This window comes from Bacillus sp. N447-1, assembly GCF_022701035.1.
GTDB classification, from domain to species: domain Bacteria; phylum Bacillota; class Bacilli; order Bacillales; family Bacillaceae_G; genus Bacillus_A; species Bacillus_A cereus.
Genome location: NZ_CP065509.1, coordinates 3,226,505 through 3,249,639, shown reverse-complemented (window position 1 = coordinate 3,249,639; position 23,135 = coordinate 3,226,505). Strand labels below are relative to the sequence as shown.

Genomic DNA, 23,135 nt, shown 5'->3' with positions numbered 1-23,135 from the left:
GGATAACAACTTGTACTCAAAAACTCAACCGTATTCACCTGCACAATAGTCCATGTAAACGCTTTTTTCCATATTTTTTATAAAAAATTCATTTTTATGCCTCTACAGCGAGCTCATTTCTCACAGCTTGACGAATTTCATCAATATCAAATGGTTTAGCAAAATGCATTAAAGCTCCTAAATCTTTTGCTTCTTGGATCATATCAAGCTCTCCATAAGCAGTCATTAAAATTACTTTAATACTCTCATCAATTTCTTTTACATGCTTTAAAATCTCTATACCATCCATGCCTGGAATTTTCATATCTAACACTACTAAATCTGGATTATCTTTTTTCACGATATCTAAAGCTTGAAATCCATTCGCTGCTTGGAATGTCTGATAACCTTCTTTTTGGAACACTTCATGTAATAACACACGAATCCCATATTGATCATCAACGATTAAAATTTTACCTTCCATAATTCCCAACCTTTCTGTGTAAGTACAAGATTTAAAGCTTCTTATATCTTAACGATTTAATTTCGCTATTCTTTGGCAAATTCCTTCCTATTCTTTCTTATTTTACCGTTTCCTATTTTGTTATGCTACCCTACGATTTCACCTTTCTAAAAAAATAAATTATAATGAAAGCCGGCAAACACGTACGAAGGGAGTAACATTATGTTAAAAATTTTTTCAACTCAATTAAGTGGTTATTTCTCCAGAGTTTCTCAAAAAGAAGAAATGAATATAGAAGATAGCGCTCGTTTACTTGCTCAAGCACTAGTTGGCGATGGTTTCATTTATTTACATGGTACAAATGAAATGGAGGGCGTTGTTGCCGAGGCACTATTCGGTGCTGAACCAATGAAGCAAGCAAAACGCTTATTTGAAAATGGTAAAGAAGCAGAAGTAACCTCTGCGGATCGTGTACTTCTTATTAGCCGTTTTTCAACAGATGAAGCGGTTGTAGAAATTGCAAAAAAACTACAAGAAGAGGGACACTCTATTGTGGGCATTTCTGCTCTTCAAGAAGGGACAGAATCACTGGAACGATATACAGACGTACATATTGATACAAAACTGTTAAAAGGTCTTATTCCAGACGATGAAGGTAATCGCTACGGATTCCCAAGTTTAATAGTAGCTTTATTTGCTTATCACGGGATTAAATTTACAATCGATGAAATGTTAAATGAATATTAAAAAAAGCGCCTTATTTCAGGCGCTTTTTTTATTACTTGCTCTCTTTATTCGTAATAGAAGCTCTTACGAAGTCATGGAACAATGGTTGTGGACGGTTTGGACGAGAAACAAGTTCTGGGTGGAACTGTGCTGCCACGAACCAAGGATGATCTTTTAATTCAATGATTTCAACTAGACGACCGTCTGGGCTTGTACCAGAGAATACAAATCCTTCTTTTTCCATATCCGGACGGAACTGATTGTTGAACTCATAACGATGACGATGACGCTCATATACAACCGGCTCATTATAAGCATTGTAAGCATTTGTTTCTTCAGCAAGCTTACATGGGTATAGACCAAGACGAAGTGTACCACCTAGGTCCTCTACATCTTTTTGTTCTGGTAATAAGTCGATGATTGCATATGGTGTGTCAGGGTTGATTTCAGAAGAGTTAGCACCTTCTAAACCTAATACATTACGTGCGAATTCGATTGATGCAAGTTGCATACCTAAGCAAATTCCTAAGAATGGAACTTTGTTTTCACGAGCATATTGAATCGCAACGATTTTACCTTCTACACCACGATCGCCGAAGCCACCTGGTACAAGGATACCGTCTGTATCGCCAACTAATTCTTTTACGTTTTCTGCTGTTACGTGCTCAGCATTTACCCATTTTACTTCTACATCTGTGTCGAATGAGTAACCAGCATGACGAAGTGCTTCTACAACAGAAATATAAGCATCTTGAAGTTCTACATATTTACCAACAAGAGCGATTTTTGTTTTCTTAGAAAGATTACGCACTTTGTTAACTAGAGCAGTCCACTCTGTCATATCTGCAGCTGGATTGTCTAATTTTAAGTGGTCACAAACGATTTGGTCCATATTTTGTTCTTGAAGAGATAATGGAACCGCATATAAAGTATCTGCATCGCGAGCTTCGATAACCGCTTTTGTATCAATGTCACAGAATAATGCAAGCTTGTCTTTCATATCTTGAGAAACAGGCATTTCTGTACGAACAACGATAATGTTTGGTTGAATACCTAAGCTACGAAGTTCTTTAACACTATGTTGTGTTGGTTTTGTCTTCATTTCACCCGCTGCTTTTAAGTACGGGATTAACGTACAGTGAATGTACATTACATTGTCACGACCGATGTCGCTCTTAATTTGACGGATTGCTTCTAAGAATGGTAGAGACTCGATGTCACCAACAGTTCCACCGATTTCTGTAATAACAACATCGGCATTTGTTTCACGACCAGAACGATATACGCGTTCTTTAATTTCGTTAGTAATGTGAGGAATAACTTGAACTGTTCCTCCTAAATATTCACCGCGACGCTCTTTTTGAAGAACTGAAGAGTAAATTTTACCTGTTGTTACGTTGCTGTATTTGTTTAAGTTAATGTCGATAAAACGCTCATAGTGACCAAGGTCTAAGTCAGTTTCTGCGCCATCATCTGTTACGAATACCTCACCGTGTTGATATGGGCTCATAGTCCCTGGGTCTACGTTAATGTATGGATCAAACTTTTGAATCGTTACGTTTAAACCACGATTTTTTAAAAGTCTTCCAAGAGATGCTGCTGTAATACCTTTTCCTAAAGACGATACTACACCGCCTGTTACAAAAATATACTTAGTCATGAAAAAGCTCCCTTCTATTTTGCTGTTATATAATCACCGTTGCAAAGCGCAACGTATGTAGATAACACTGTATCCATCTTATTGTTAGACTCTTTTTATTTTCTAAACAAAAAACAAAAAAGAAAATTGCTCCCCTCATCACAAAAAGTAATAAGTAGGGAGCAATTTTCTTTTATATTTACACTTTAAAAGTATTATCGTCCTTTTTTAAAGAGCCCAAAAATGATTCTACATGGACGATAATGAAAAGTCAAGAACTACAGTTCTTCCTCTTCTTCTTCTTCAGTTTCGTCATACTCAAGTTCTTCTTCAGCGAAGTCGTCGTCATCTTCGTCTAAATCATCAAGATCGTCGTCATCTCCGTCTTCTTCTTCAAGAACCTTGTCCAAATCTTCTACATCATCATCTTCGTCTTCATTTACATCTGCATCGTCGAAGTCATCTTCATCTTCTTCAATGTAGTCATCAAAACCGTCTTCTTCAACTTTACGTTTCTTCTTCGGTTTTGGTTGAGGCAAGATTTCTTCATCAATTTGCTCGTATGGGTACCAGCTGCGTAGCCCCCAACGATTTTCTCCTAAATTAATGAAACGTCCATCGATGTTTAAGTCTGTATAAAATTGTGCGATTTTCGCATTAACTTGCTCTTGAGATAGTCCCAGCACTTGAGCGATTTCTTGAACCAACTCGTTGAATGTCGTTGCTTGTTTTTTATCCCCTAAAACGCTATGTACAACTTCAATCATTGAACATTCTTTTAGCTCTTCTGGTGAATATTGCTTAAAATCCACTTATGCGGCACTTCCTTTCATCAAATATAACCTTATATATAACGGCCTGCTTAAAAAAATCCATACTATTCATTATAAACAAAAGTCGCACAAATATGCTACAAAAAAAACGGGAAACTTTTATAGGGTAGTAAAATTATAATTTGTCTGTTCCTTATTTCGGAAGCATATGGGCCCCTTGCAATACATACCTAATTTGCATTTCTGTATATTCTTCGAGCGTATACAGTTTTTGCAGCGCCCAGCGTCTAAATCCCCACATCTGTCCTTGTATAAAAATATTATGGGCAAGAAGCTGTATTTCTTTTTTATTTAATGTAAATGTTCCATTTTCCGTACACTGTTCTAAAATATTCTCGAACATTCCTACCATTTGAAACTCCTTTTCTAATACATACGGAAGTGATTCTTTCGGTAAAAAGCGTACCTCTTGATACATTATCAATACTTCTTCCTGTAATTCATCCATCACTTTAAAGTAATTCGTTATTGCTATCTTTAAACTTTCTACACTCCCTTTTTCTGTACAAACTACTTCCTCTAATCTTTCTTTTACATGTTCATAAATACTATCACAAACTAAATACAAAACATCATCTTTTGTACGAATGTACTCATAAAGTGTCCCTATACTAAATCCAGCCGCTTTTGCAATTTCTCTCGTTGTTGTACGCGGAAATCCTTTTTGTTTAAACAGTTGCACCGCACCTTTAATCATTTGCTCACGTCTTAACGCAACTAATTTTTCATCTTTCACCGATGCATGTACATTATGTTTAACCATTCCCTTCACCTCTCTCTATTATTTTTTGGAAGGAAAAAGCGTAGGAAAATACCTACGCTTTCGTTCCTACTTCGTTAACATACGAGAAATTACAAGCCTCTGAATCTCTTGTGTTCCTTCATATATTTGTGTAATTTTTGCATCTCGCATATAACGCTCTACTGGATAATCTTTCGTATAACCGTAACCACCAAATACTTGCACCGCTTCAGTCGTCACCCTCATCGCTGTATCTCCTGCAAATACTTTTGACATCGCTGACTCTTTTCCATACGGAAGCCCTTCTGATTCAAGCCAAGCCGCTTGATATGTTAAAAGGCGTGCCGCTTCTACATCTGTTGCCATATCCGCAAGTTTAAAGCCAATCCCTTGCTGCGCCGCAATTGGTTTTCCAAATTGATGGCGCTCCCTTGCATATTCTACAGAAGCATCTAAAGCCCCTTGTGCAATACCAACAGCTTGCGCCGCAATACCGTTACGACCTCCATCTAATGTTTGCATCGCAACTTTAAACCCTTGCCCCTCTTCTCCAAGTAGATTCTCTACAGGAATACGGCAATCTTCAAACATAATTTCAGTCGTTGGTGAAGAGCGAATCCCTAGCTTGCTCTCCTTCTTCCCAACTGAAAATCCCGGTGTATCACTTTCTACAATAAATGCACTCGTACCGCGCTGCTTTGATTCAGGATCAGTTAGCGCAAAAACAACGTAAATATCAGCAATACCGCCATTTGTAATGAAAATTTTTGATCCATTTAAAATATAATGGTCTCCATCTCTCTTTGCGATTGTCTTCATTCCACCAGCATCCGATCCAGATCCTGGCTCCGTTAAGCCGTATGCACCAATTTTCTTTCCTTCAGCCATCGGTCGTAAAAACTTTTGCTTTTGCTCTTCCGTCCCAAATTTAAAAATTGGCCATCCCGCAAGTGAAGTATGCGCGGACAGTGTTACGCCTGTTGAAGCACAAACGCGGGATAATTCTTCAATAGCGATTACGTACGCTAAGTAATCGCTTCCAATTCCACCGTACTCTTCAGGCCACGGAATACCGGTTAAACCAAGCTCTGCCATTTGATCAAATAATTCTCGATCAAATCGCTCTTCCTCATCACGCTCAGCTGCTGTTGGTGCCACTTCATTTTTAGCAAAATCTCGAACCATTTTTCTTATCATTTCATGTTCTTCTGATAGTTTAAAATGCATCTCCGTCTCCCCCTCGCCCTTTTATAAAGCACGGCTAATAACAAGTTTCTGTATTTCACTTGTTCCTTCATATATTTGCGTGATTTTCGCATCACGGAAAAATCGTTCTACTGGATAGTCTTTCGTATAACCGTAACCACCGAACACTTGCACCGCCTCAATCGCGACTTCAACCGCTGTCTTAGAAGCAAATAATTTCGCAATAGATGCTTCTTTACCGCATGGTAATCCCTGTGCCCTAAGAGATGCCGCTCTATATACGAGTAACCTTGCTGCTTCGACACTTGTTGCCATATCTGCAAGCTTGAAGCCAATCCCTTGCTGCGCCGCAATTGGCTTCCCGAATTGCTCTCTTTCTTTTGCATAATCAATTGCACAGCCAAGCGCCGCTTCAGCAATTCCTAACGCCTGCGCACCGATTCCAATTCGCCCAACATCTAAATTCGCCATTGCCACCTTAAATCCTTGTCCTTCTTCCCCAAGTAAATTCTCAGCTGGTACTTTCATATCTTCAAAAGTAAGTTGTACTGTACGAGAACCGAGAAGTCCCATCTTATGTTCATCTTTTCCGATGATTAAACCAGGTGTATCTTTCTCTACTATAAATGCAGAAATACCACTTTTTCCTGCCTCTGGATTTGTAGAAGCGAATACAATGTATGTACTTGCTTCACCACCATTTGTAATAAACACTTTCGATCCATTAATAATATAATGATCACCTTTTTTCACAGCTCTTGATTTCAAACTCCCTGCATCTGATCCTGCATTTGGCTCTGTTAAAGCAAATGCACCTAAATATTCCCCAGTTGCAAGTTTAGAAACATATTTTTTCTTCTGTTCTTCTGTTCCGAAATATAAAATCGGATTCATTCCAACTGACGTATGTACAGCTAAAATTACACCAACTGTTGCACTTACCTTTGAGATTTCCTCAATTGTTAGAATGTAAGATATAAAGTCCATTTCTGCCCCACCGTATTTTGCAGGCGCTGGAATACCCATTAATCCAAGCTCACCCATCTTTTGCAAAATCTCTTTCGGGAACACCCCTTGTTCCATACTAGGAACAAAGGGAGCTATTTCCTTCTGTGCAAAATCCCGAACCATTTTCCTCATCATTTGCTGCTCTTCATTAAAACGAAAGTTCATATATTCCGCCTCCATTTGCTATATATCCTTTAAATAATTTGGTAAGACCACTATGTTGTAACAAAGGGGGCATTTATTCGTAAACGTAGAATCCACGACCTGTTTTACGCCCTAACCATCCTGCATTCACATACTTACGTAATAACGGACATGGGCGATATTTACTATCTCCTAATCCTTCATGCAACACTTCCATAATGTATAAACACGTATCTAAACCGATAAAATCGGCGAGTGTCAAAGGCCCCATCGGATGGTTCATACCAAGCTTCATGACTTCATCAATTGCTTCTTTCGTCGCTACACCTTCATATAACGTATAAATTGCTTCGTTAATCATCGGTAGCAAAATACGATTTGATACAAAACCTGGGAAATCATTCACTTCAACTGGTACTTTCCCAATTTTTTTCGTAATATCTTCAATTGCTTCATATACCGCATCATCGGTAGCCAAACCACGAATAATCTCAACAAGCTTCATAACTGGAACTGGATTCATAAAGTGCATACCGATTACTTTTTCCGGACGCTTCGTTACCGCTGCAATTTCTGTAATTGGCAGAGATGACGTATTCGTTGCTAAAATTGCGTGTTCTGGAGCAATTTCATCTAGATTCGCAAAGATTTTCTTTTTAATATCCATTTTCTCAACAGCTGCTTCAATAATAAGATCCGCTTCTTTCACACAATCTAAATCAAGCGTTACTGTAAGACGATTTAATATGGCTTCCTTCTCTTCTTCCTTCATACGTCCTTTTTCTACTTGCCGTGCTAAGTTTTTCGTAATGATAGCCAATCCTCTATCTAATTGCTCTTGCTTTAAATCTTGTACCTTCACGTCATATCCTGCCATTGCACATACTTGTGCAATTCCTGATCCCATTTGCCCTGCACCAATTACAACAATGTTTTGTACACCCATTTTTTCTTCCCCCTTAATTGTTAATAAATTTTATACCCTCGAACTTTAATTAGTGAACTTCAATCATCACTGCGTCCCCTTGACCGCCACCGCTACAAATCGAAGCAATTCCAATTCCGCCGCCGCGCTGCTTAAGTGCATGGATTAGTGTAACGATAATGCGCGCTCCGCTTGCTCCAATTGGATGTCCCATCGCTACCGCGCCGCCATTTACATTCAATTTTTCCGGATCAATTCCTGCGATTTCTGTACTTGCAATTGCTACCGCTGCAAAGGCTTCATTAATCTCGAATAAATCAATGTCTTCAATTGTCTTTCCTGTTTTTTCAAGCAATGCGTTAATTGCATAACCTGGAGTTCTTGGGAAATCTTTAGATTCCACTGCAATTGCTGTATGCGCCAAAATTGTCGCTAATGGCTTTCTTCCTTCTTGCTTCGCTCTGTCTTCGCTCATTAATACAAGTGCGGCACCACCATCGTTTAGTCCCGGCGCATTACCAGCTGTCACCGTCGCTGTCTTATCAAATACAGGTTTTAACTTTGCTAACTTTTCAATCGTTGTATCTTCACGTGGCGCCTCATCCTTTGCAACGACAATAGGATCGCCTTTTCTTTGCGGAATCGTTACTGGCACGATTTCCTCTTCAAAACGCCCTTCTTTATGCGCTGAAACCGCACGCTGATGGCTACGATATGCCCATTCATCTTGTGCTTCACGAGAAATTCCATCTTCCTTTGCAACTTCTCCACCATAAACGCCCATGTGTGTACCTGAAAATGCGCATGTTAAACCGTCAGCAACGTTTAAATCAATAACTTCGTTGTTGCCCATTCTGTATCCCCATCTTGCTCCACGTAAAATGTAAGGACTGTTACTCATCGACTCCATACCGCCAGCTACAATCAGTGATTGATCGCCAGTACGAATAATCTGATCCGCTAACGTAACCGCACGAAGCCCTGATGCACAAACTTTATTCACTGTTTCCGTTTGCACTTCCCAAGGGATTCCAGCAGCCCTCGCAGCTTGGCGCGATGGAATTTGTCCCTGCCCACCTTGAATAACCGTTCCAAATATAACTTCTTCAACATCACTAGCCGCAACATTTGCTCTTTCAAGTGCTGCTTTAATTGCAATTCCTCCAAGTTCCGTCGCTTTTACATCCTTTAAAGATCCTCCAAATTTTCCAACTGGTGTTCTTGCAGCACTTAAAATAACTGTTTTACTCATGTTTCTTTCCCCCATTTCATTTTTTAACACTGAGCGCTCGCTCGGTATCCCTACGTTGAGAAGAGGTGCAATCATTGCACCTCCTTCTAAAGTTGTATACATTCTTACAAACTACATTGCTTCTTTTTTCTGTCCGATAACAGATCGTTCTAAAATCTCTGTCACATCAAGAGTTTGAACTTTCTCTTCTACCTCTTTCGCTTTCGTTCCATCACTGATCATCGTTAAGCAATATGGACAACCTGTACCGATAATGGATGGCTGTACAGCTAATGCTTGTTCTGTACGAGCAACGTTAATACGAGAACCTGTTGTTTCTTCCATCCACATTAAGCCACCACCTGCGCCACAGCACATTCCAGTTTCACGGTTACGTGCCATTTCTACAAGATTCACTCCAGGAATCGCTTTCAAAATGTCACGTGGCGCTTCGTACACTTCGTTGTATCTTCCTAAATAACAGGAATCATGGTACGTAACTGTTTCTTCAATAGCGTGAACAGGCTTTAAGCGCCCTTCTTTCACCCACTGAGCTAACAATTCTGTATGATGATAGACTTCTGCTTGCAAGCCAAAGTCCGGATACTCATTTTTAAATGTGTTATAAGCATGAGGATCAATCGTAACGATTTTCTTCACTCCTGCCTTTTCAAATTCTTCGATATTCTTTGTCGCCATCTCTTGGAATACAAATTCATTTCCGAGGCGGCGTGGTGTATCTCCAGAATTCTTTTCTTTATTACCGAGAATTGCGAATGAAATACCTGCTTCGTTCATTAACTTCGCAAACGATATCGCAATCTTCTGACTACGATTGTCGTATGATCCCATTGAACCAACCCAGAATAAATACTCGAATTCCTCCCCAGCTTTTGATTTTTCTTTTACAGTTGGAACTGTTACTTCGTCATCACCTTGGCGCCATGTTTCACGCTCTTTACGGTTCAGACCCCACGGATTCCCTTGACGCTCGATATTTGTCATCGCGCGTTGTGCTTCCGCGTCCATTTTTCCTTCTGTTAAAACGAGATATCGACGTAAATCAATAATTTTGTCAACATGCTCATTCATAACTGGGCATTGATCTTCACAGTTACGACACGTTGTACATGCCCAAATCTCTTCTTCTGTAATAACATCTCCGATTAAACTCGGATCGTAAGCGAGCGTTGTAGACGCTGATTCTTGTTGTCCTTTTCCAGCTGCCATCATCGCTAACTGATTTCCTTGTGTATTATTGAAGGCAACTACTGGAACCCACGGTGCTTTTGATGTTACCGCAGCTCCTTTATCAGTTAAATGATCGCGAAGTTTTAAAATTAAGTCCATCGGCGATAACATTTTTCCTGTTCCTGTTGCCGGACACATATTTGTACAACGGCCACACTCTACACAAGCGTATAAGTCAATAAGTTGATTTTGTCTAAAGTCTTCAATTTTACCAACACCAAATGTTTCTTGCGTTTCATCTTCAAAATCAATCTTTTCAAGCTTCCCTGGGTTTGAAAGACGACCGAAGAATACATTAGCTGGTCCTGCAATTAAATGCGCATGTTTTGATTGTGGAACATACACTAAAAACGTTAACAAAATTAGTAAATGCACCCACCAAGAAAAATAGAACACTGAAATGGCTACGGTTTCATTTATCCCGCTAAAAACGTAAGCGATTGCAGAAGCAATTGGTTCACTCCATGAAAGCTCCTCGCCATGCCATATAAGTCCCATACCGTTACCAAGTAGCACAGAAATCATTAAGCCACCGATAAAGATAAGAACAAGACCTGATTTGAAGTTACGTTTTAAACGAACAAGCTTTTCTACATAACGTCTATGAAAAGCCCAAAATACTGCAATTAAAATAACAAGTGTGACAATTTCCTGGAAGAATGTAAATGCAGGGTATAGTGGTCCAAGTGGAAGATGTGATCCTGGTGCGAGTCCTTTCCAAACGAAGTCAATTGCTCCAAATTGGACAAGAATAAATCCGTAAAAGAACATAACGTGAATGATGCCGCTTTTCTTATCTTTCAGCAGCTTTTTTTGACCGAAAACATTGACCTTAAGGAGATCCCAACGCTCTTTAAAACGACGGTCAAATTCAATTTTTTTTCCTAATTGTATGTAGGCCATTCTCGTCCGTATAAGATATACAAACAAATATCCTGCATAAGCAATAACAGCAATGGCAGCCAGCCAATTAATGATCAGTAAGCTATTCATTTTTATGCTACCCCTCTCTTTGTAAGCCCTCTTTCTTTTTTGAATCTTCAAAAATATATAATTTTCTGAATTATATCCCCTATCCCCATTATATAATGAGTGAGCATTCAGTCAACAGTTTTTTGTTATAGAACAACACATTTTTTCATAAAGCTGTTTATTTCGGTGAAACTATAAAGTGAAACTTTAATCAGCAGGGGTGGTTCATCCCCCGCTGATTATTAGTTGAACCAATCGGGCTTTTACGGGCAGTTGATTTCCAAACTAGCTTCTGCTTATTCATCAATTTTTGAAATAGGAAGCTTACTGCCCGTTAAAACGGGATAAAGTGAAACTTTAACCAGTACAAGATCTATCCTCTAAAGAAATTTATAATAACAGCCGTGCTACCCGTATCATTTGTAACACACTGAAGGTGAAAAGAATGCGAAGGAGGGAATTCACTAATGCTCTACTTATCTCTTTTGTTAATATCCATTGCTCTTTGGATTACAATTGACCTTTCATACGGGAGACTTCTTCATTTAAAACGAGTAAGCTCTCGCACTTTCCCTTTACGTCAAAGTGATTTTCACCTTTATACATACGGGAAAGATTTGTATGACGCTTTATTTACTGATATAAAACAAGCACAGCATCACATTCATATTTTATTCTTCATTGTAAAAAACGATAAAATCAGTCGTGAATTTTTAAAATTGCTGATTGATAAGGCTCAGGAAGGAATTGAAGTACGACTTTTACTTGATCGATTTGGCAGCCATTCTTTATCAAACGAAGCTATTCGCTCCCTGCAAAAACATGGTGTATCTTTTTCATTTTGTCATAAGGTAAAATTTCCTCTGCCTTTCTTTTCTGCCAATCAACGAAATCATAGGAAAATTACAGTGATTGATGGGAAAACCGGCTATATCGGGGGATTTAATATCGGTGAAGAGTATCTAGGGCATAATGAATATTTAGGATTATGGCGAGACTACCATTTACGTCTTACAGGAGAAGGGGTTCAAGATTTACAAAAGCAATTTTTGCATGACTGGTTTGATGATACGAAACAAAATGTATTAGATGCTTCTCTTTATTTTCCAAAACAAAACCCAGGTACCATCCTGCATCAATTTATTCCGACTGATGGGGCTTATTTACAGCATACTTTTTTACATTTAATTAACGCGGCAAAAAAAGAAATCTGTATCGGTACACCATATTTCATTCCTGGAAAAAAAATTATGAATGCCTTATTAAAAGCAAGAGAAAGAGGGGTTCAAATCACAATTCTTGTTCCAGAAAAAGCTGATCACCCTCTTGTTCGAGAAGCCAAATTTCCGTACTGCCGAAAATTAATACAGGCTGGTTGCAATATTTATGCATTTCAACAAGGTTTTTTTCACGCCAAAATTATTATAGTAGACGATGATATTTGCGATATCGGAACAGCAAACTTTGATATGAGAAGTTTATATATTAACCATGAAATAAACTGCCTGTTATATAATAAACATTTCATTCAAACAGTAAAAAAGAAATTCCATGAAGATCTAGAGAATGCATCTGTACTTTCCTATAGCGATGTAAACCCGCCTTCTCTTATCGATAGAGGAAAGGAATGGATTGGAACAATGTTTGCTTTCTTTTTATAGGAAAGACAATGAATAAAAGAGGTGTATCTCATATGCTTATACGGTTTGGATATGTCTCACATGCAATGGCACTCTGGGACTGTTCTCCTGCCAAAACAATGACGTTTACAAGCTTTAAGAAACTCAGCAAGCAAGAGCGAGAAGACAAACTGTACCATGTTATAAGGCAAAATTTAGAGCACACAATACGTATCCTTCATTACAATATAGCGCATGAAATCCCACTATATCGCCTATCGTCTTCCATCGTCCCACTTGCAACACATCCCGAAGTCGAGTTTGACTATATTGGGGTATTCACACCACTTTGGCGTAAAATAGGGGCTTTAATTAAAGAACACAATTTACGAATAAGTTTTCATCCAAATCAATTTACGCTATTTACAAGCGACAAGCCACATATTACTACTAACGCTATTACGGATATGACTTATCATTATAAAATATTGGATGCTATAGGCATTGCAGATTCTTCTTACATTAATATTCATGTAGGTGGAGCCTATGGAAATAAAGAAAAGGCAATTGAGCGCTTCCATGAAAACATAAAAAAACTTCCTACACATATAAAAAAACAAATGACTCTTGAAAATGATGATAAAACCTATACAACCGCTGAAACTTTATCAATTTGCCAAAAAGAAAATATTCCATTTGTATTTGATTATCATCATCATATGGCCAATCTTTGCGAGGAACCACTAGAAGAGTTGCTTCCTGCAATTTTTGAAACTTGGTCACATACAAATATCTCTCCTAAAGTTCACATTTCCTCCCCGAGATCGGAAAAAGAATTTAGGGCTCATGCTGAATATATCGATTTAGAGTTTATTAAGCCTTTCTTACACATTGCAAAAAAACACAATCATAATTTCGATATTATGATTGAAAGTAAACAAAAAGACTTAGCATTATTCCAATTAATAGATGAACTTTCTGCTATAAGAGGAATTAAAAGAATAAGTGGTGCAATGTTACAGTGGTAAATTGTAACTTTGCACCATTTTTTCAAAAAAGTAATTTTATAGTAAAAACATCCTATTTTATATGCTATTATTTAAATTAGCATTCCTCAAGATTCAACTTTATTGAAACAGAGTCATAATATGATTAATCAAAAAAATATGTACAATTTGTCATAATATACATATCTATATTTGCTCTTTGGATACTCTTTATTCCAAATGAGTCGCATATAAAGGAGATTGGAATTCTTTTCTTATTCTGTTTCGCTGCACTTTTTCTTGTCACTGTTTATATAAAGCTATTAAGAGAATGAAACGCAGTGATAAACTATTTTGGATTTTATTACTATGTACTTGCCTATGTGGGTTAGTTATGGAGATAACCCTATTTCTTAGTTCACTTTCTATACATGATCAATCTATATTTTCATATAAAGCATTACCTTTTTTATCATACAATATATTTTGCTCTTTGTTGGATTTGCTATAAAGTTTATAAAAATTATTCTATTAAGGGGCTTTCTCAATTTTCATTCGATAGCATCTTTATTATTATTATGAACATTTATTTCACCTTAACTTTTATCTTAGACCTTTCAAGCTTCCGCATGTTAACAAAGGATACTTGGATTTTAATTGGGTATTTCATTGCACAATCATTAGTAATTTACGCCGTTATTAGCCTATATAGAAGAGAACAATATTCTTCTAGTAGAATTGCATTAATTATCGGTTTCACTATTATACTCGTATACGGTTACATTCATCTGTTTCAATTGAATTTTGGGATGAAAACTTCTGCTGAAATTAATTATTTAATACACACTGCTTCTATTTTATTAATTGGACTTTCTTCCATACTATATATTTTAGATAAACCAATGCAGCATGAAACGAAAGCAAAATATTACCGATTCGATTATGTACGTTTTATACTACCTTATTTTAGTATAATTATTACTTTTGCCTTTATTATCATTCAACCTTGGGATGATAAATTCATGTTAATCGGTCTCGTATTATCACTTATTTTGTTATTCTTGCGGCAACTTTACATGTGGAAAGATAATCAAGCACTAATTCATACATATGAACAGTTGACTACACAACTAGAGGACGAAGTTGAAGAAGGTGCATTTGCATTATCAAAAAGTGAACAACGTTATAAATCTTTATTCGAGGACCATCCCGATGCCGTTTTCTCTTTAAATATGAATGGCATTTTTCAACAATCTAATAAGGCGTGCGAAAGCTTATTTACTGCCTATTATTGCGAAGTGGCAAGCTATTCTCTGGTACACTTCATTGATTCAAAAGACCACGAACTACTAAAGAAGGCTTTACAAATTACAAAGGAAGGTAGGCCACAAACGTTAGAAGTTCGTACAAAAGAACAAGAAGGCTATTATTATTATCTCCATATTACACTTATCCCTACTTTTATAAACAAAGAAGTGGTCGGAATGTTTGGGATAGCGCGTGATATTACCACTTTATATGAAAAACAAAAACAAGTAGAACATTTAGCCTTTCACGATGCACTTACTGGATTACCAAATCGTCGAAAGTTCGAAAAAGATTTAAAAGCCATTTTAAATACAGCTCAAACTAACGCAAATGATGTCGCCGTCATATTCCTTGATTTAGATCGATTTAAAAAAATTAACGATAGACTTGGTCATGACGTCGGAGATTTATTATTAATTGAAGTAGCAAAAAGATTACGCGGTTGCTTGCGTTCAAAAGATATCGTCGCTCGCCAAGGTGGAGATGAGTTTACAATTCTATTACCAGAAATGTACTCAGAAAAAAGTGCAATTTTTATAGCTGAACAGATTTTAACTATTTTAAACAAACCATTCTTCATTCAAGGCGAAGAACTCTCTATTACACCAAGTATCGGAATTGCGATGTACCCTGATTATGGAACTGATGTAAATGAGTTAATGAAAAATGCTGATATGGCTATGTATCGTGCGAAAGCAAATGGAAAAAACAGATTTGTTTTCTTCTCAAAAGAAATGAGTATCGCTCAAAATGAAATTCAATTCTTAGAAGGTGAACTTTCAAAAGCATTACAACAAAATGAATTTTTCCTTGAATACCAGCCACAAGTAAGCACAAAAACAAAACAAATTATCGGTTTTGAAGCATTAATACGTTGGAAGCATCCAAAACTCGGTATCGTATCTCCTGCCCAATTTATCCCTCTAGCAGAGGAAACTGGTTTTATTATTGAACTTGGCAATTGGATTTTACGTACTGCTTGTTTAGAGGCAAAAAGATGGCATAATCAAGGTTTCTCTCATTTAAAAGTTGGTGTAAATTTATCTGTTGTTCAATTTAACCATGCAGATTTAATTCCAACTATTTCAAAGGTATTGGAAGAAACAGAACTGAAACCAGAAGCACTAGATATTGAAATTACGGAAAGCATCGCAATTAATCAAAATCAATCTGTAGTTGCAAAACTAGAACAACTTCAAAATCTCGGTATTCAAATTTCAATCGACGACTTTGGAACTGGTTATAGTTCTTTAGCTTATTTAACAAAATATCCAATCAACACATTAAAAATCGCTCGAGAGTTTATTTGTGGAATTACAACTAGCCCTTTAGAAGAAGCAATTGTCTCTTCCATTATTACACTATCAAAACAACTAAATTTAGAAGTGATTGCAGAAGGTGTAGAAACGGAAGAAGAATGGGAATTTTTACATAAACAAAATTGTGATCACATTCAAGGATTCTTTATTAGCAAACCTGTTTCTAGTAAAGACGTTTGGATGTTACTCCATAAAAAAACAACCGCCTAAGTAAGACGGTTGTTTTTTAATATTCAAAAGGTAAATCTTTAGCTAATTGTACCTCTTGATCGTTATGAGAAATTATATGGCTTTTCTCTAATGCCGTATCGCCTAATGAAATACCCCATGCCATCGCTAACGTTAATAAACTACCAATAAGTAATTTCTTCATATTCCATCACCCACATTTTTTATTTTAATATATCATGAAAATTTATCTCTATTATATGCAATTATGCATACCCATTTTTTAGGATATTTATCTACTGATTTTATTTACGAGAGCTTCTTTATATGTATGCATTTCTAATATATCAAAAAAGAAGCTTGCCTTTTTATATGCATCTTCAACCTCTGCCCCATCGTACTCCAACTTCCCTAGGCATTCACCTCTTTGATAATATAGCTGTCCAATTAATGCCATACTATTAATTCGGCATGATATTTCAATCGCTTTATTTACTTGATAAAGTGACTCTTCATATTGATTATCTAAATATAATGCTTTCGCATGATTATATCTTACCTTCACTTCAAATTCTTCATTATCATGCAATACCTCTAATTGTTTTAATATATCTTCAAATAACTCAATACTCTTCTTAAAATAGCTATTTTCAGCATAAATATTTGCAATCGCATTTTCTATATAAAGATTTTGGTATACGTCTATTCCAGCTAACTGTTGATTTAACAATTTTTTAATTCTAAAATACAATATTCGTAATCGATTTTCTTTAATATGTAGCTGCTACATGATATTGCCATTGAAGAAATTGCTGGAATTCAGGATGATATTCTTCCTTTTTCAGCTCATTCCATACTTTATTATAAATTTCTTTATATCTTTTTTGCTTACAAAGCATAATGATTTGATCTTTAAACTGTTTTTTTCTTTCAATATCGGAATAAATGAGTACCTCATAAAAATGAATAATAGGAACTTGTAATTTTGCTGCGATACCTTGCAATATATCCATACTTGGGTATACCGCACCCGATTCAATTCTACTCACTTCCGATTGATGACATATATTATCGGATAACTGTTTCTGTGTTAATCCTCTCATCACCCTAATTTTCTTAATTTCACTTCCTAATTTTTCTGCGTGCATACTTACTCACCATCCCATTAGAACAATCTAATTTTTTGAGTTGTCATACCACTACAATAATGTGAATTCGACAATTTTTGATATGAAATAATGCATAATATATATAAAATTCGGCAAATTTTTCATACAATTCATCTCACATACAATAATAGATTAGGAGTGTTATAGATGAATTATAGAAAACTTGCTAGTGCTTTCGTTACATTCGGTCTTCTTTGCCCTTTATCAACAGAAGCTATTCATGCTCAAGAATTAGACAAAAGTGCAGTCAAAGTTGAAATTGCTCAGCCTGGTTTAACAATCGGGAAATTAACACAACCTCAAAATGATACGAAAGAAAATATTGCTAAAAAGTATTTAAAAGGTGAGGTAAATGGGGCGAAAGCTCAACAAGAACAAGTCACTACTGAAAAAAATGTAGATTTCCAACCTACAAATAAAGAAACCAAAGAAAATCAAACCGAAGTTCGCCTTGCACAAACATATAAAAACTATAAAGTATATGGCCAAGATCTCATTGTAAAAGTAGATAAAAATGGAGTAATCACAACTGTTAGTGGTAAAGTTGTTCAAAATTTAAATCAACAACCTAATCTTACTATAACAAATTTTTTGTCGAAAAATGAAGTAAAATCTAAATTACGCGATATAGTTCAAATTCCAAGCGATGCAGTTGAGACAGAATTCTCTAGCGAAACCGTTGTTTATAAGAAAAAAGATGGCTATTATACATTCGCAACTGTTATTACATTTACTTATGAAAACAATGAACAAATTATAAACGGCAATGCTATCGTTGATTTAAAAACTGGAGAAGTACTTTTCCAAGAAAAGTTCATTAAAAACAAAGAGAATAAGACTATAAATCAAGTAACATCACCTAGATTATCCCCTGCAAGTGAGCAAGGAACTGGGAAAAATGCACTTCAAGAAAACATCTCTTTCAATATTGCCAAAGGAACTGATGGAAAATTTTATTTAGCGGATTTATCACGCGGAAATGGTATTTATATTTATAATGCAAACTACGCCGATTCCCTTGGAGGATATAGTCAAGCTGGTTATCCAGGGACACTAATTTCAAGTAGTACTCCTAATTTTGCAGATAAAGAAGCCGCGGGCGCTATGAAGAACATGAGTGATATTTACGATTACTTTAAGAAAGAACATAATCTAAAAAGTTACGACAATAAAGATTCAAAAGTTGTTGCTAGTGTACACGGTTTTGATTCTACTGAAGTTAGTGATGGTGTAAAAGAAGACTATGTAAATGCATTTTGGCATCCCGCTTGGAACCAAATGGTATTTGGTGATGGTTTAGACGGAAAACTAACATCCGCTCTTGATGTAACAGCTCATGAATTTGGACATGCTGTATTCAGTGGCACGACGAAAAATAAAGTCGTGAGATATCCAAGCGCTGAAACATCTGCACTAAACGAGGGATTAGCGGATTTCTGGGGTACACAAATCGAATATTACGTAAAGAAAGATAAAGGAAACTGGATTATGGGCGATACATTAGGTGGCCTAACAATTCGTGATATCCCAAGGGAAATTGGTGACGGCGGTCATAAACTATATACAAATTTACAAGATTTCTATAACGATGGTAATAATCAAGAATCACACGTGAATTCTGGTATTATCAGTCACGTATTATATCAATTAGCTGAAGGTAAAACATATAACGGTGTTGCTGTTCAAAAACAAGGAAATGAAAAAGTAAGTAAAGTTGTTATGCGTGCATTGCAAAATTATGCAACTTCCGCTGAAGACTTTGAATCACTTCAATCTCATATCGTACAAGCTGCAAAAGATTTATATGGCACTGCCGTATCAAATGAATTTGCAAAGGCATTTGAAGCACACGGTTACAAACCGTTACAAAAAGTAAATCAAGTAATAGAAGTACAATAATTATAAAAAGAAGGTTACCTCTCATAGGTAACCTTCTTTTTATATCCAACCCTTTTCTTCCGCAATTGTAATTGCCTCAATTCTATTTTTCGCATCAAGCTTCGCTAATACTTCAGAAATATAATTACGTACTGTACCCGGCGAAAGATAAAGTGCCTTCGCAATTTCGTTTGCCGTCTTTCCTTCTTTCGCAAGCAACAATACTTCCTTTTCGCGATCTGACAACGGATTTTGCTCCTGCCATAAGCCAAACATTAAATCTTGGGAGACCTCTCGTTTCCCCTTCATTACATTACGAATTGCTGCCGCTAAATCTTCACTTGGGCTATCCTTTAATAAATAGCCGTGCACACCAGCTTTCATTGCTCTTTCAAAATATCCCGGCCGTGCAAATGTTGTTAAAATCATTACTTTGCATGATGATTTTTCTTTCTTTAAAGTCTCAGCGACATCCAATCCACTTTGAATCGGCATTTCAATATCCATAATACTTACATCTGGCTTTAACGATTCAATTAATTCTAACGCCTCTTCCCCGTTCGCAGCTTGCCCAATTACTTCGATATCATCTTCTAGATCAAGCAGGGCCCCTAATGCACCACGAAGCATCCGCTGGTCTTCTGCAATAATAATTCGAATCATGCCCTCACCTCATCTTTTCCTGTTCTAATAACAACTGGAACTTTTACCGTTAATAACGTCCCTGGATTGATTGTACCTAGTTCAACAAATCCATCAATAAGAGCAATTCGTTCTTTCATGCCGCGAATACCATTTCCATCATGATTTTGATCTGTTAAACCGATTCCGTTATCTTCTACTTTCAAAATCAGTTCACCTTGTGATTCTAATACAGAAACTGCGCACCGCGTTGCCTTACTATGTTTTACAACATTTGTAACGGCCTCACGTAAACACATCCCGACAATATTTTGTTCAATTGGTGATAACGAGCTCGATCTTGCTTCTTGCCTCACTTCTAATTCAATATTAGCTGCTTGTAAGATCGCTTTTATTTGCTCTAGCTCTTCTTCTACCGTAATCATACGCATATCAGAAATTAATTCTCTCAGCTGTTTTAAGGCTGTACGAGACGTTTGTGTAATTTCCTTCGCTTCCGCACTTGCACGCTCTGGATTTTTCACAATTAACTTCTCTACAAGCTGGCTTTTCAAAGTAATAAGAGATAACGTATGCCCTAATGTGTCATGAAGATCTCTTGCAATCCGCTGCCGTTCTTCACGTTTTACTAAGTCTTTAATTTGCTCGTTCGCCTGATCCAATTGATTTCTTAACATCTTTTTCTGATTAAAATTGCGCATACCAAATGGCGTAAGAAGCATTAAAATAAACATTGGAACGATATTTACTAAACTTGTAGTTGTTAGTTGATTCATATTTACAAATAAAAATGCTCCAAGCATGATAACTAACGAACATAACAGCACTCGAAATACTTTCTTATTTGGCGCAAATCCCATCGCACTTGCTGTGAAAAAGCCAAAAAATATCATAAAAGGATTATAAAATAAAGCAAATAAAAAGATGAGTACCATTTGAATACACGCCCAAAAAACAAACGTCCTCTGAACAAAATAAAGCTGACGGTATGTGACGATAAAAATTATCAACATACCGCTTCCTATTACAAGCTTCCATCCTGATGCCTGCGCTAAGTGATAAATTGGAAATAACAGATAAACAAACCACATATACGGGAAGAATCCCATATGTTTCGGAAAAATCTCAATCCTCTTCTTCTCTATCATTTATACCGCTTCCTGTCTTTTTCTTATATATATTGATACTACAACAAATATAAGGAAATAACCTCCTAATACCGCGATATTTTCCCATCCAATTGATTTTCCAGCTACAATATCCCACGCACCACTTCCGAAATGGTATGTCGGTGTCCATTCACCAATCGTTCTTAATATTTTGGGGAATACTTCAATCGGCATCCATAACCCGCCAACTATAGCTAAACTCATATTTAAAATATTTGCTAAGCCAGCAGCTGCGTCCGCCTTCTTAATGGAACCTATTACTGTTCCTAACGCTAAAAATGGTGTTACCCCTAACAATAACCATAATCCCGCACCTATCCATTGCCCTACCGTTAACTCAACATGATTAATTAGTATTCCTGCAATAAAAATAACTAATATTGAAAAAGCATTTACTACTGTTTGAGCGATAATTTTTGCTGTTAAATATGCTCCCTCTGGAAGCGGTGTAATTTTTAGAAGATGTGTCCATCCTTGCCCTCTTTCCTGAGAAAGTCTCACACCGAAACTAAAGAGTGCAGTCCCTACAATACTGAAAGTTGCCATCGAAATTAAATAATGTGCTTTCCACGCATCTCCGTTTTGTGGTACTTGAACAACATTTGTGAAAATGTAGTAAAACATAACAGGCATTAATAATGAGAAAAAGATAAATAATTTATTGCGGAATGTACGTAAAATTTCTATTTTGCATTGCATCCATAATGCTCTCATGCGATTTCCTCCTTCTGATTTGCGACAAACTGTTCGAATGCTTCATCAAGACTTCCACGTTCAACTGAAACATCTGTTACAGGTAAACTCTTTTGATAAATGGCTTTTAAAGTTGCATCCGTATCCTCCGTTGTTAAAATGAAGCGTCCTTCGCTTGACTTTACTTCTGTTACATTTGGTAATTCCTTTAGTAATTTTGTAGGAATGCTTTCCTTCGAGTAAAATGTGATTGTTTTTCGCGAAATCGTCGCTTTCATTTCGTCTGGTGTACCATCTGCGATAATCTTTCCGTTCGCAAATAATAAGATACGATTTGCTAAAGCATCTGCTTCTTCTAAATAATGCGTCGTTAAAATAATTGTTTTCCCTTCACTTGCTAACTTTCGAATCGTTTCCCAAAACATTCTTCGAGACGTAATATCCATTCCGACTGTCGGCTCATCTAAAAATAACAAATCTGGATTTCCCGCAAGTGCAAGCGCAAAATTCAACCTTCTTTTTTGCCCACCTGATAACTTCTCACATCTTTGCTTTCGCTCTGGTTCTAAATTTGATAACTGCAGTAACGTTTCTTTCGCTATAGGATTCGTATAATAACTACGGAATAACTCGATTGCCTCTTCCACCGTAATACTATCAATGACACTTACTTCTTGCAGCATCGCACCGAGGCTATTACGAACATCTCTATGCTTTGGACTCTTTCCAAATATAAAGACCTTACCTTCTGTCGGGTCCTTTAATCCAAGCATCATCGACATCGTCGTTGTTTTCCCCGCACCATTCGGACCAAGTAACGCTACTATTTCCCCTTTATTTACATGAAATGAAACATTATTTACTGCGTTTTTATGTTTAAATGTTTTAGAAACACCATTTACTTCAATAATCTTTTCCATCTCTCCACCCCCGCTGTTTCTTATATTTACATTGTATTACTTGGAAAACTTAGGAAACAGTATGATGCGTCATGACATCGATATGACAATTGTCATGTATTCTTTATGAGAGGAATCAACCCGCATACCGCAAGCGAGTAGCAGG

General features: G+C 36.7%; 19 protein-coding genes and 2 pseudogenes. 6 read left to right on the top strand and 15 right to left on the bottom strand.

All coding sequences use genetic code 11. The features are described 5' to 3' along the window. Positions 1–94: 94 nt before the first annotated feature. Complete coding sequence (gene spo0F / locus IQ781_RS16390) at positions 95–463, bottom strand: sporulation initiation phosphotransferase Spo0F (protein ID WP_000398594.1); 369 nt, start codon at positions 461–463, stop codon at positions 95–97. A gap of 201 nt (positions 464–664) precedes the next feature. Between spo0F and IQ781_RS16385 the strand changes: the two genes are divergently transcribed. Beyond that, the gene (locus IQ781_RS16385) at positions 665–1,189 is read left to right on the top strand and encodes a DUF2529 domain-containing protein (RefSeq protein WP_000912402.1); all 525 of its coding nucleotides are present in this window, start codon (positions 665–667) and stop codon (positions 1,187–1,189) included. 31 nt (positions 1,190–1,220) lie between these two features. Here the strand turns inward: IQ781_RS16385 and pyrG are convergent, their stop codons facing one another. The 8 genes from pyrG to IQ781_RS16345 form a co-directional block, all read right to left on the bottom strand. Continuing rightward, a complete protein-coding gene (pyrG, locus tag IQ781_RS16380; RefSeq protein ID WP_000170460.1) occupies positions 1,221–2,828 on the bottom strand; it encodes a CTP synthase in 1,608 nt (535 codons plus the stop codon). A gap of 257 nt (positions 2,829–3,085) precedes the next feature. Further along, positions 3,086–3,619 (bottom strand): DNA-directed RNA polymerase subunit delta, encoded by a 534-nt coding sequence (gene rpoE, locus IQ781_RS16375; protein WP_000346278.1) that lies wholly within the window; start codon positions 3,617–3,619, stop codon positions 3,086–3,088. A gap of 154 nt (positions 3,620–3,773) precedes the next feature. Continuing rightward, positions 3,774–4,403, bottom strand: coding sequence for a TetR/AcrR family transcriptional regulator (locus IQ781_RS16370; RefSeq protein WP_000238605.1), 630 nt, complete (start codon positions 4,401–4,403; stop codon positions 3,774–3,776). Between the two features lie 66 nt (positions 4,404–4,469). Continuing rightward, on the bottom strand, positions 4,470–5,609 hold the full coding sequence (gene acdA / locus IQ781_RS16365) for an acyl-CoA dehydrogenase AcdA (RefSeq protein WP_000545544.1): 1,140 nt from the start codon (positions 5,607–5,609) through the stop codon (positions 4,470–4,472). Positions 5,610–5,630: 21 nt separating this feature from the next. Next, on the bottom strand, positions 5,631–6,761 hold the full coding sequence (locus tag IQ781_RS16360; RefSeq protein ID WP_050228936.1) for an acyl-CoA dehydrogenase: 1,131 nt from the start codon (positions 6,759–6,761) through the stop codon (positions 5,631–5,633). A 73-nt stretch (positions 6,762–6,834) separates the two neighbouring features. Then, on the bottom strand, positions 6,835–7,686 hold the full coding sequence (locus IQ781_RS16355; protein ID WP_048656349.1) for a 3-hydroxybutyryl-CoA dehydrogenase: 852 nt from the start codon (positions 7,684–7,686) through the stop codon (positions 6,835–6,837). A gap of 49 nt (positions 7,687–7,735) precedes the next feature. Beyond that, the gene (locus IQ781_RS16350) at positions 7,736–9,019 is read right to left on the bottom strand and encodes an acetyl-CoA C-acetyltransferase (RefSeq protein WP_002195957.1); all 1,284 of its coding nucleotides are present in this window, start codon (positions 9,017–9,019) and stop codon (positions 7,736–7,738) included. A 9-nt stretch (positions 9,020–9,028) separates the two neighbouring features. Beyond that, on the bottom strand, positions 9,029–11,140 hold the full coding sequence (locus tag IQ781_RS16345; protein WP_001086776.1) for a (Fe-S)-binding protein: 2,112 nt from the start codon (positions 11,138–11,140) through the stop codon (positions 9,029–9,031). A 446-nt stretch (positions 11,141–11,586) separates the two neighbouring features. Between IQ781_RS16345 and cls the strand changes: the two genes are divergently transcribed. The 4 genes and pseudogenes from cls to IQ781_RS16330 all read left to right on the top strand — a co-directional run bounded on the left by cls (position 11,587) and on the right by IQ781_RS16330 (position 16,561). Next, entirely contained in the window at positions 11,587–12,780 is a 1,194-nt protein-coding gene (cls, locus tag IQ781_RS16340; RefSeq protein ID WP_065382212.1) for a cardiolipin synthase, read from the top strand. A gap of 32 nt (positions 12,781–12,812) precedes the next feature. Then, entirely contained in the window at positions 12,813–13,766 is a 954-nt protein-coding gene (gene uvsE / locus IQ781_RS16335) for a UV DNA damage repair endonuclease UvsE (RefSeq protein ID WP_011110499.1), read from the top strand. Positions 13,767–13,918: 152 nt separating this feature from the next. Then, positions 13,919–14,235, top strand: a pseudogene (locus tag IQ781_RS28470) (DUF4084 domain-containing protein). A gap of 19 nt (positions 14,236–14,254) precedes the next feature. Then, positions 14,255–16,561 carry a DUF4084 domain-containing protein gene (locus IQ781_RS16330; RefSeq protein ID WP_481748670.1) on the top strand — a complete coding sequence of 769 codons (2,307 nt, stop codon included), beginning with the start codon at positions 14,255–14,257 and terminating at the stop codon, positions 16,559–16,561. Between the two features lie 16 nt (positions 16,562–16,577). On the opposite strand, the gene IQ781_RS16325 is transcribed toward IQ781_RS16330, so the two are convergent. Both IQ781_RS16325 and plcR read right to left on the bottom strand, forming a co-directional pair. Beyond that, positions 16,578–16,724, bottom strand: a complete 147-nt coding sequence (locus IQ781_RS16325) for a quorum-sensing peptide PapR (protein ID WP_000734730.1) — start codon at positions 16,722–16,724, stop codon at positions 16,578–16,580. Between the two features lie 87 nt (positions 16,725–16,811). Further along, positions 16,812–17,667: pseudogene (plcR, locus tag IQ781_RS16320) on the bottom strand (transcriptional regulator PlcR). A gap of 168 nt (positions 17,668–17,835) precedes the next feature. On the opposite strand from plcR, the gene IQ781_RS16315 reads away from it, so the two are divergent. Beyond that, on the top strand, positions 17,836–19,587 hold the full coding sequence (locus tag IQ781_RS16315) for a M4 family metallopeptidase (protein WP_001109512.1): 1,752 nt from the start codon (positions 17,836–17,838) through the stop codon (positions 19,585–19,587). A gap of 39 nt (positions 19,588–19,626) precedes the next feature. On the opposite strand, the gene IQ781_RS16310 is transcribed toward IQ781_RS16315, so the two are convergent. Genes IQ781_RS16310 through IQ781_RS16295 form a run of 4 tightly spaced genes read right to left on the bottom strand, consistent with a single transcriptional unit; the run spans position 19,627 to position 22,990 of the window. Next, the gene (locus IQ781_RS16310; RefSeq protein ID WP_000619237.1) at positions 19,627–20,229 is read right to left on the bottom strand and encodes a response regulator transcription factor; all 603 of its coding nucleotides are present in this window, start codon (positions 20,227–20,229) and stop codon (positions 19,627–19,629) included. Next, a complete protein-coding gene (locus tag IQ781_RS16305) occupies positions 20,226–21,356 on the bottom strand; it encodes a sensor histidine kinase (protein ID WP_000570607.1) in 1,131 nt (376 codons plus the stop codon). Before IQ781_RS16305 ends, IQ781_RS16310 begins: the two co-directional genes overlap by 4 nt. After that, positions 21,357–22,091, bottom strand: a complete 735-nt coding sequence (locus IQ781_RS16300) for an ABC transporter permease (protein WP_001202431.1) — start codon at positions 22,089–22,091, stop codon at positions 21,357–21,359. Further along, positions 22,088–22,990 (bottom strand): ABC transporter ATP-binding protein, encoded by a 903-nt coding sequence (locus IQ781_RS16295; RefSeq protein ID WP_050229091.1) that lies wholly within the window; start codon positions 22,988–22,990, stop codon positions 22,088–22,090. Before IQ781_RS16295 ends, IQ781_RS16300 begins: the two co-directional genes overlap by 4 nt. Between the last annotated feature and the right edge of the window lie 145 nt (positions 22,991–23,135).

Excerpts from the sequence above, each read along its gene's own strand:
- spo0F (WP_000398594.1), bottom strand. The coding sequence starts at position 463 with ATGGAAGGTAAAATTTTAATCGTTGATGATCAATATGGGATTCGTGTG.
- IQ781_RS16385 (WP_000912402.1), top strand. The coding sequence starts at position 665 with ATGTTAAAAATTTTTTCAACTCAATTAAGTGGTTATTTCTCCAGAGTT.
- pyrG (WP_000170460.1), bottom strand. The coding sequence starts at position 2,828 with ATGACTAAGTATATTTTTGTAACAGGCGGTGTAGTATCGTCTTTAGGA.
- IQ781_RS16370 (WP_000238605.1), bottom strand. The coding sequence starts at position 4,403 with ATGGTTAAACATAATGTACATGCATCGGTGAAAGATGAAAAATTAGTT.
- acdA (WP_000545544.1), bottom strand. The coding sequence starts at position 5,609 with ATGCATTTTAAACTATCAGAAGAACATGAAATGATAAGAAAAATGGTT.
- IQ781_RS16360 (WP_050228936.1), bottom strand. The coding sequence starts at position 6,761 with ATGAACTTTCGTTTTAATGAAGAGCAGCAAATGATGAGGAAAATGGTT.
- IQ781_RS16355 (WP_048656349.1), bottom strand. The coding sequence starts at position 7,686 with ATGGGTGTACAAAACATTGTTGTAATTGGTGCAGGGCAAATGGGATCA.
- IQ781_RS16350 (WP_002195957.1), bottom strand. The coding sequence starts at position 9,019 with ATGTATACAACTTTAGAAGGAGGTGCAATGATTGCACCTCTTCTCAAC.
- IQ781_RS16345 (WP_001086776.1), bottom strand. The coding sequence starts at position 11,140 with ATGAATAGCTTACTGATCATTAATTGGCTGGCTGCCATTGCTGTTATT.
- cls (WP_065382212.1), top strand. The coding sequence starts at position 11,587 with ATGCTCTACTTATCTCTTTTGTTAATATCCATTGCTCTTTGGATTACA.
- uvsE (WP_011110499.1), top strand. The coding sequence starts at position 12,813 with ATGCTTATACGGTTTGGATATGTCTCACATGCAATGGCACTCTGGGAC.
- IQ781_RS16325 (WP_000734730.1), bottom strand. The coding sequence starts at position 16,724 with ATGAAGAAATTACTTATTGGTAGTTTATTAACGTTAGCGATGGCATGG.
- IQ781_RS16315 (WP_001109512.1), top strand. The coding sequence starts at position 17,836 with ATGAATTATAGAAAACTTGCTAGTGCTTTCGTTACATTCGGTCTTCTT.
- IQ781_RS16310 (WP_000619237.1), bottom strand. The coding sequence starts at position 20,229 with ATGATTCGAATTATTATTGCAGAAGACCAGCGGATGCTTCGTGGTGCA.
- IQ781_RS16305 (WP_000570607.1), bottom strand. The coding sequence starts at position 21,356 with ATGATAGAGAAGAAGAGGATTGAGATTTTTCCGAAACATATGGGATTC.
- IQ781_RS16300 (WP_001202431.1), bottom strand. The coding sequence starts at position 22,091 with ATGAGAGCATTATGGATGCAATGCAAAATAGAAATTTTACGTACATTC.
- IQ781_RS16295 (WP_050229091.1), bottom strand. The coding sequence starts at position 22,990 with ATGGAAAAGATTATTGAAGTAAATGGTGTTTCTAAAACATTTAAACAT.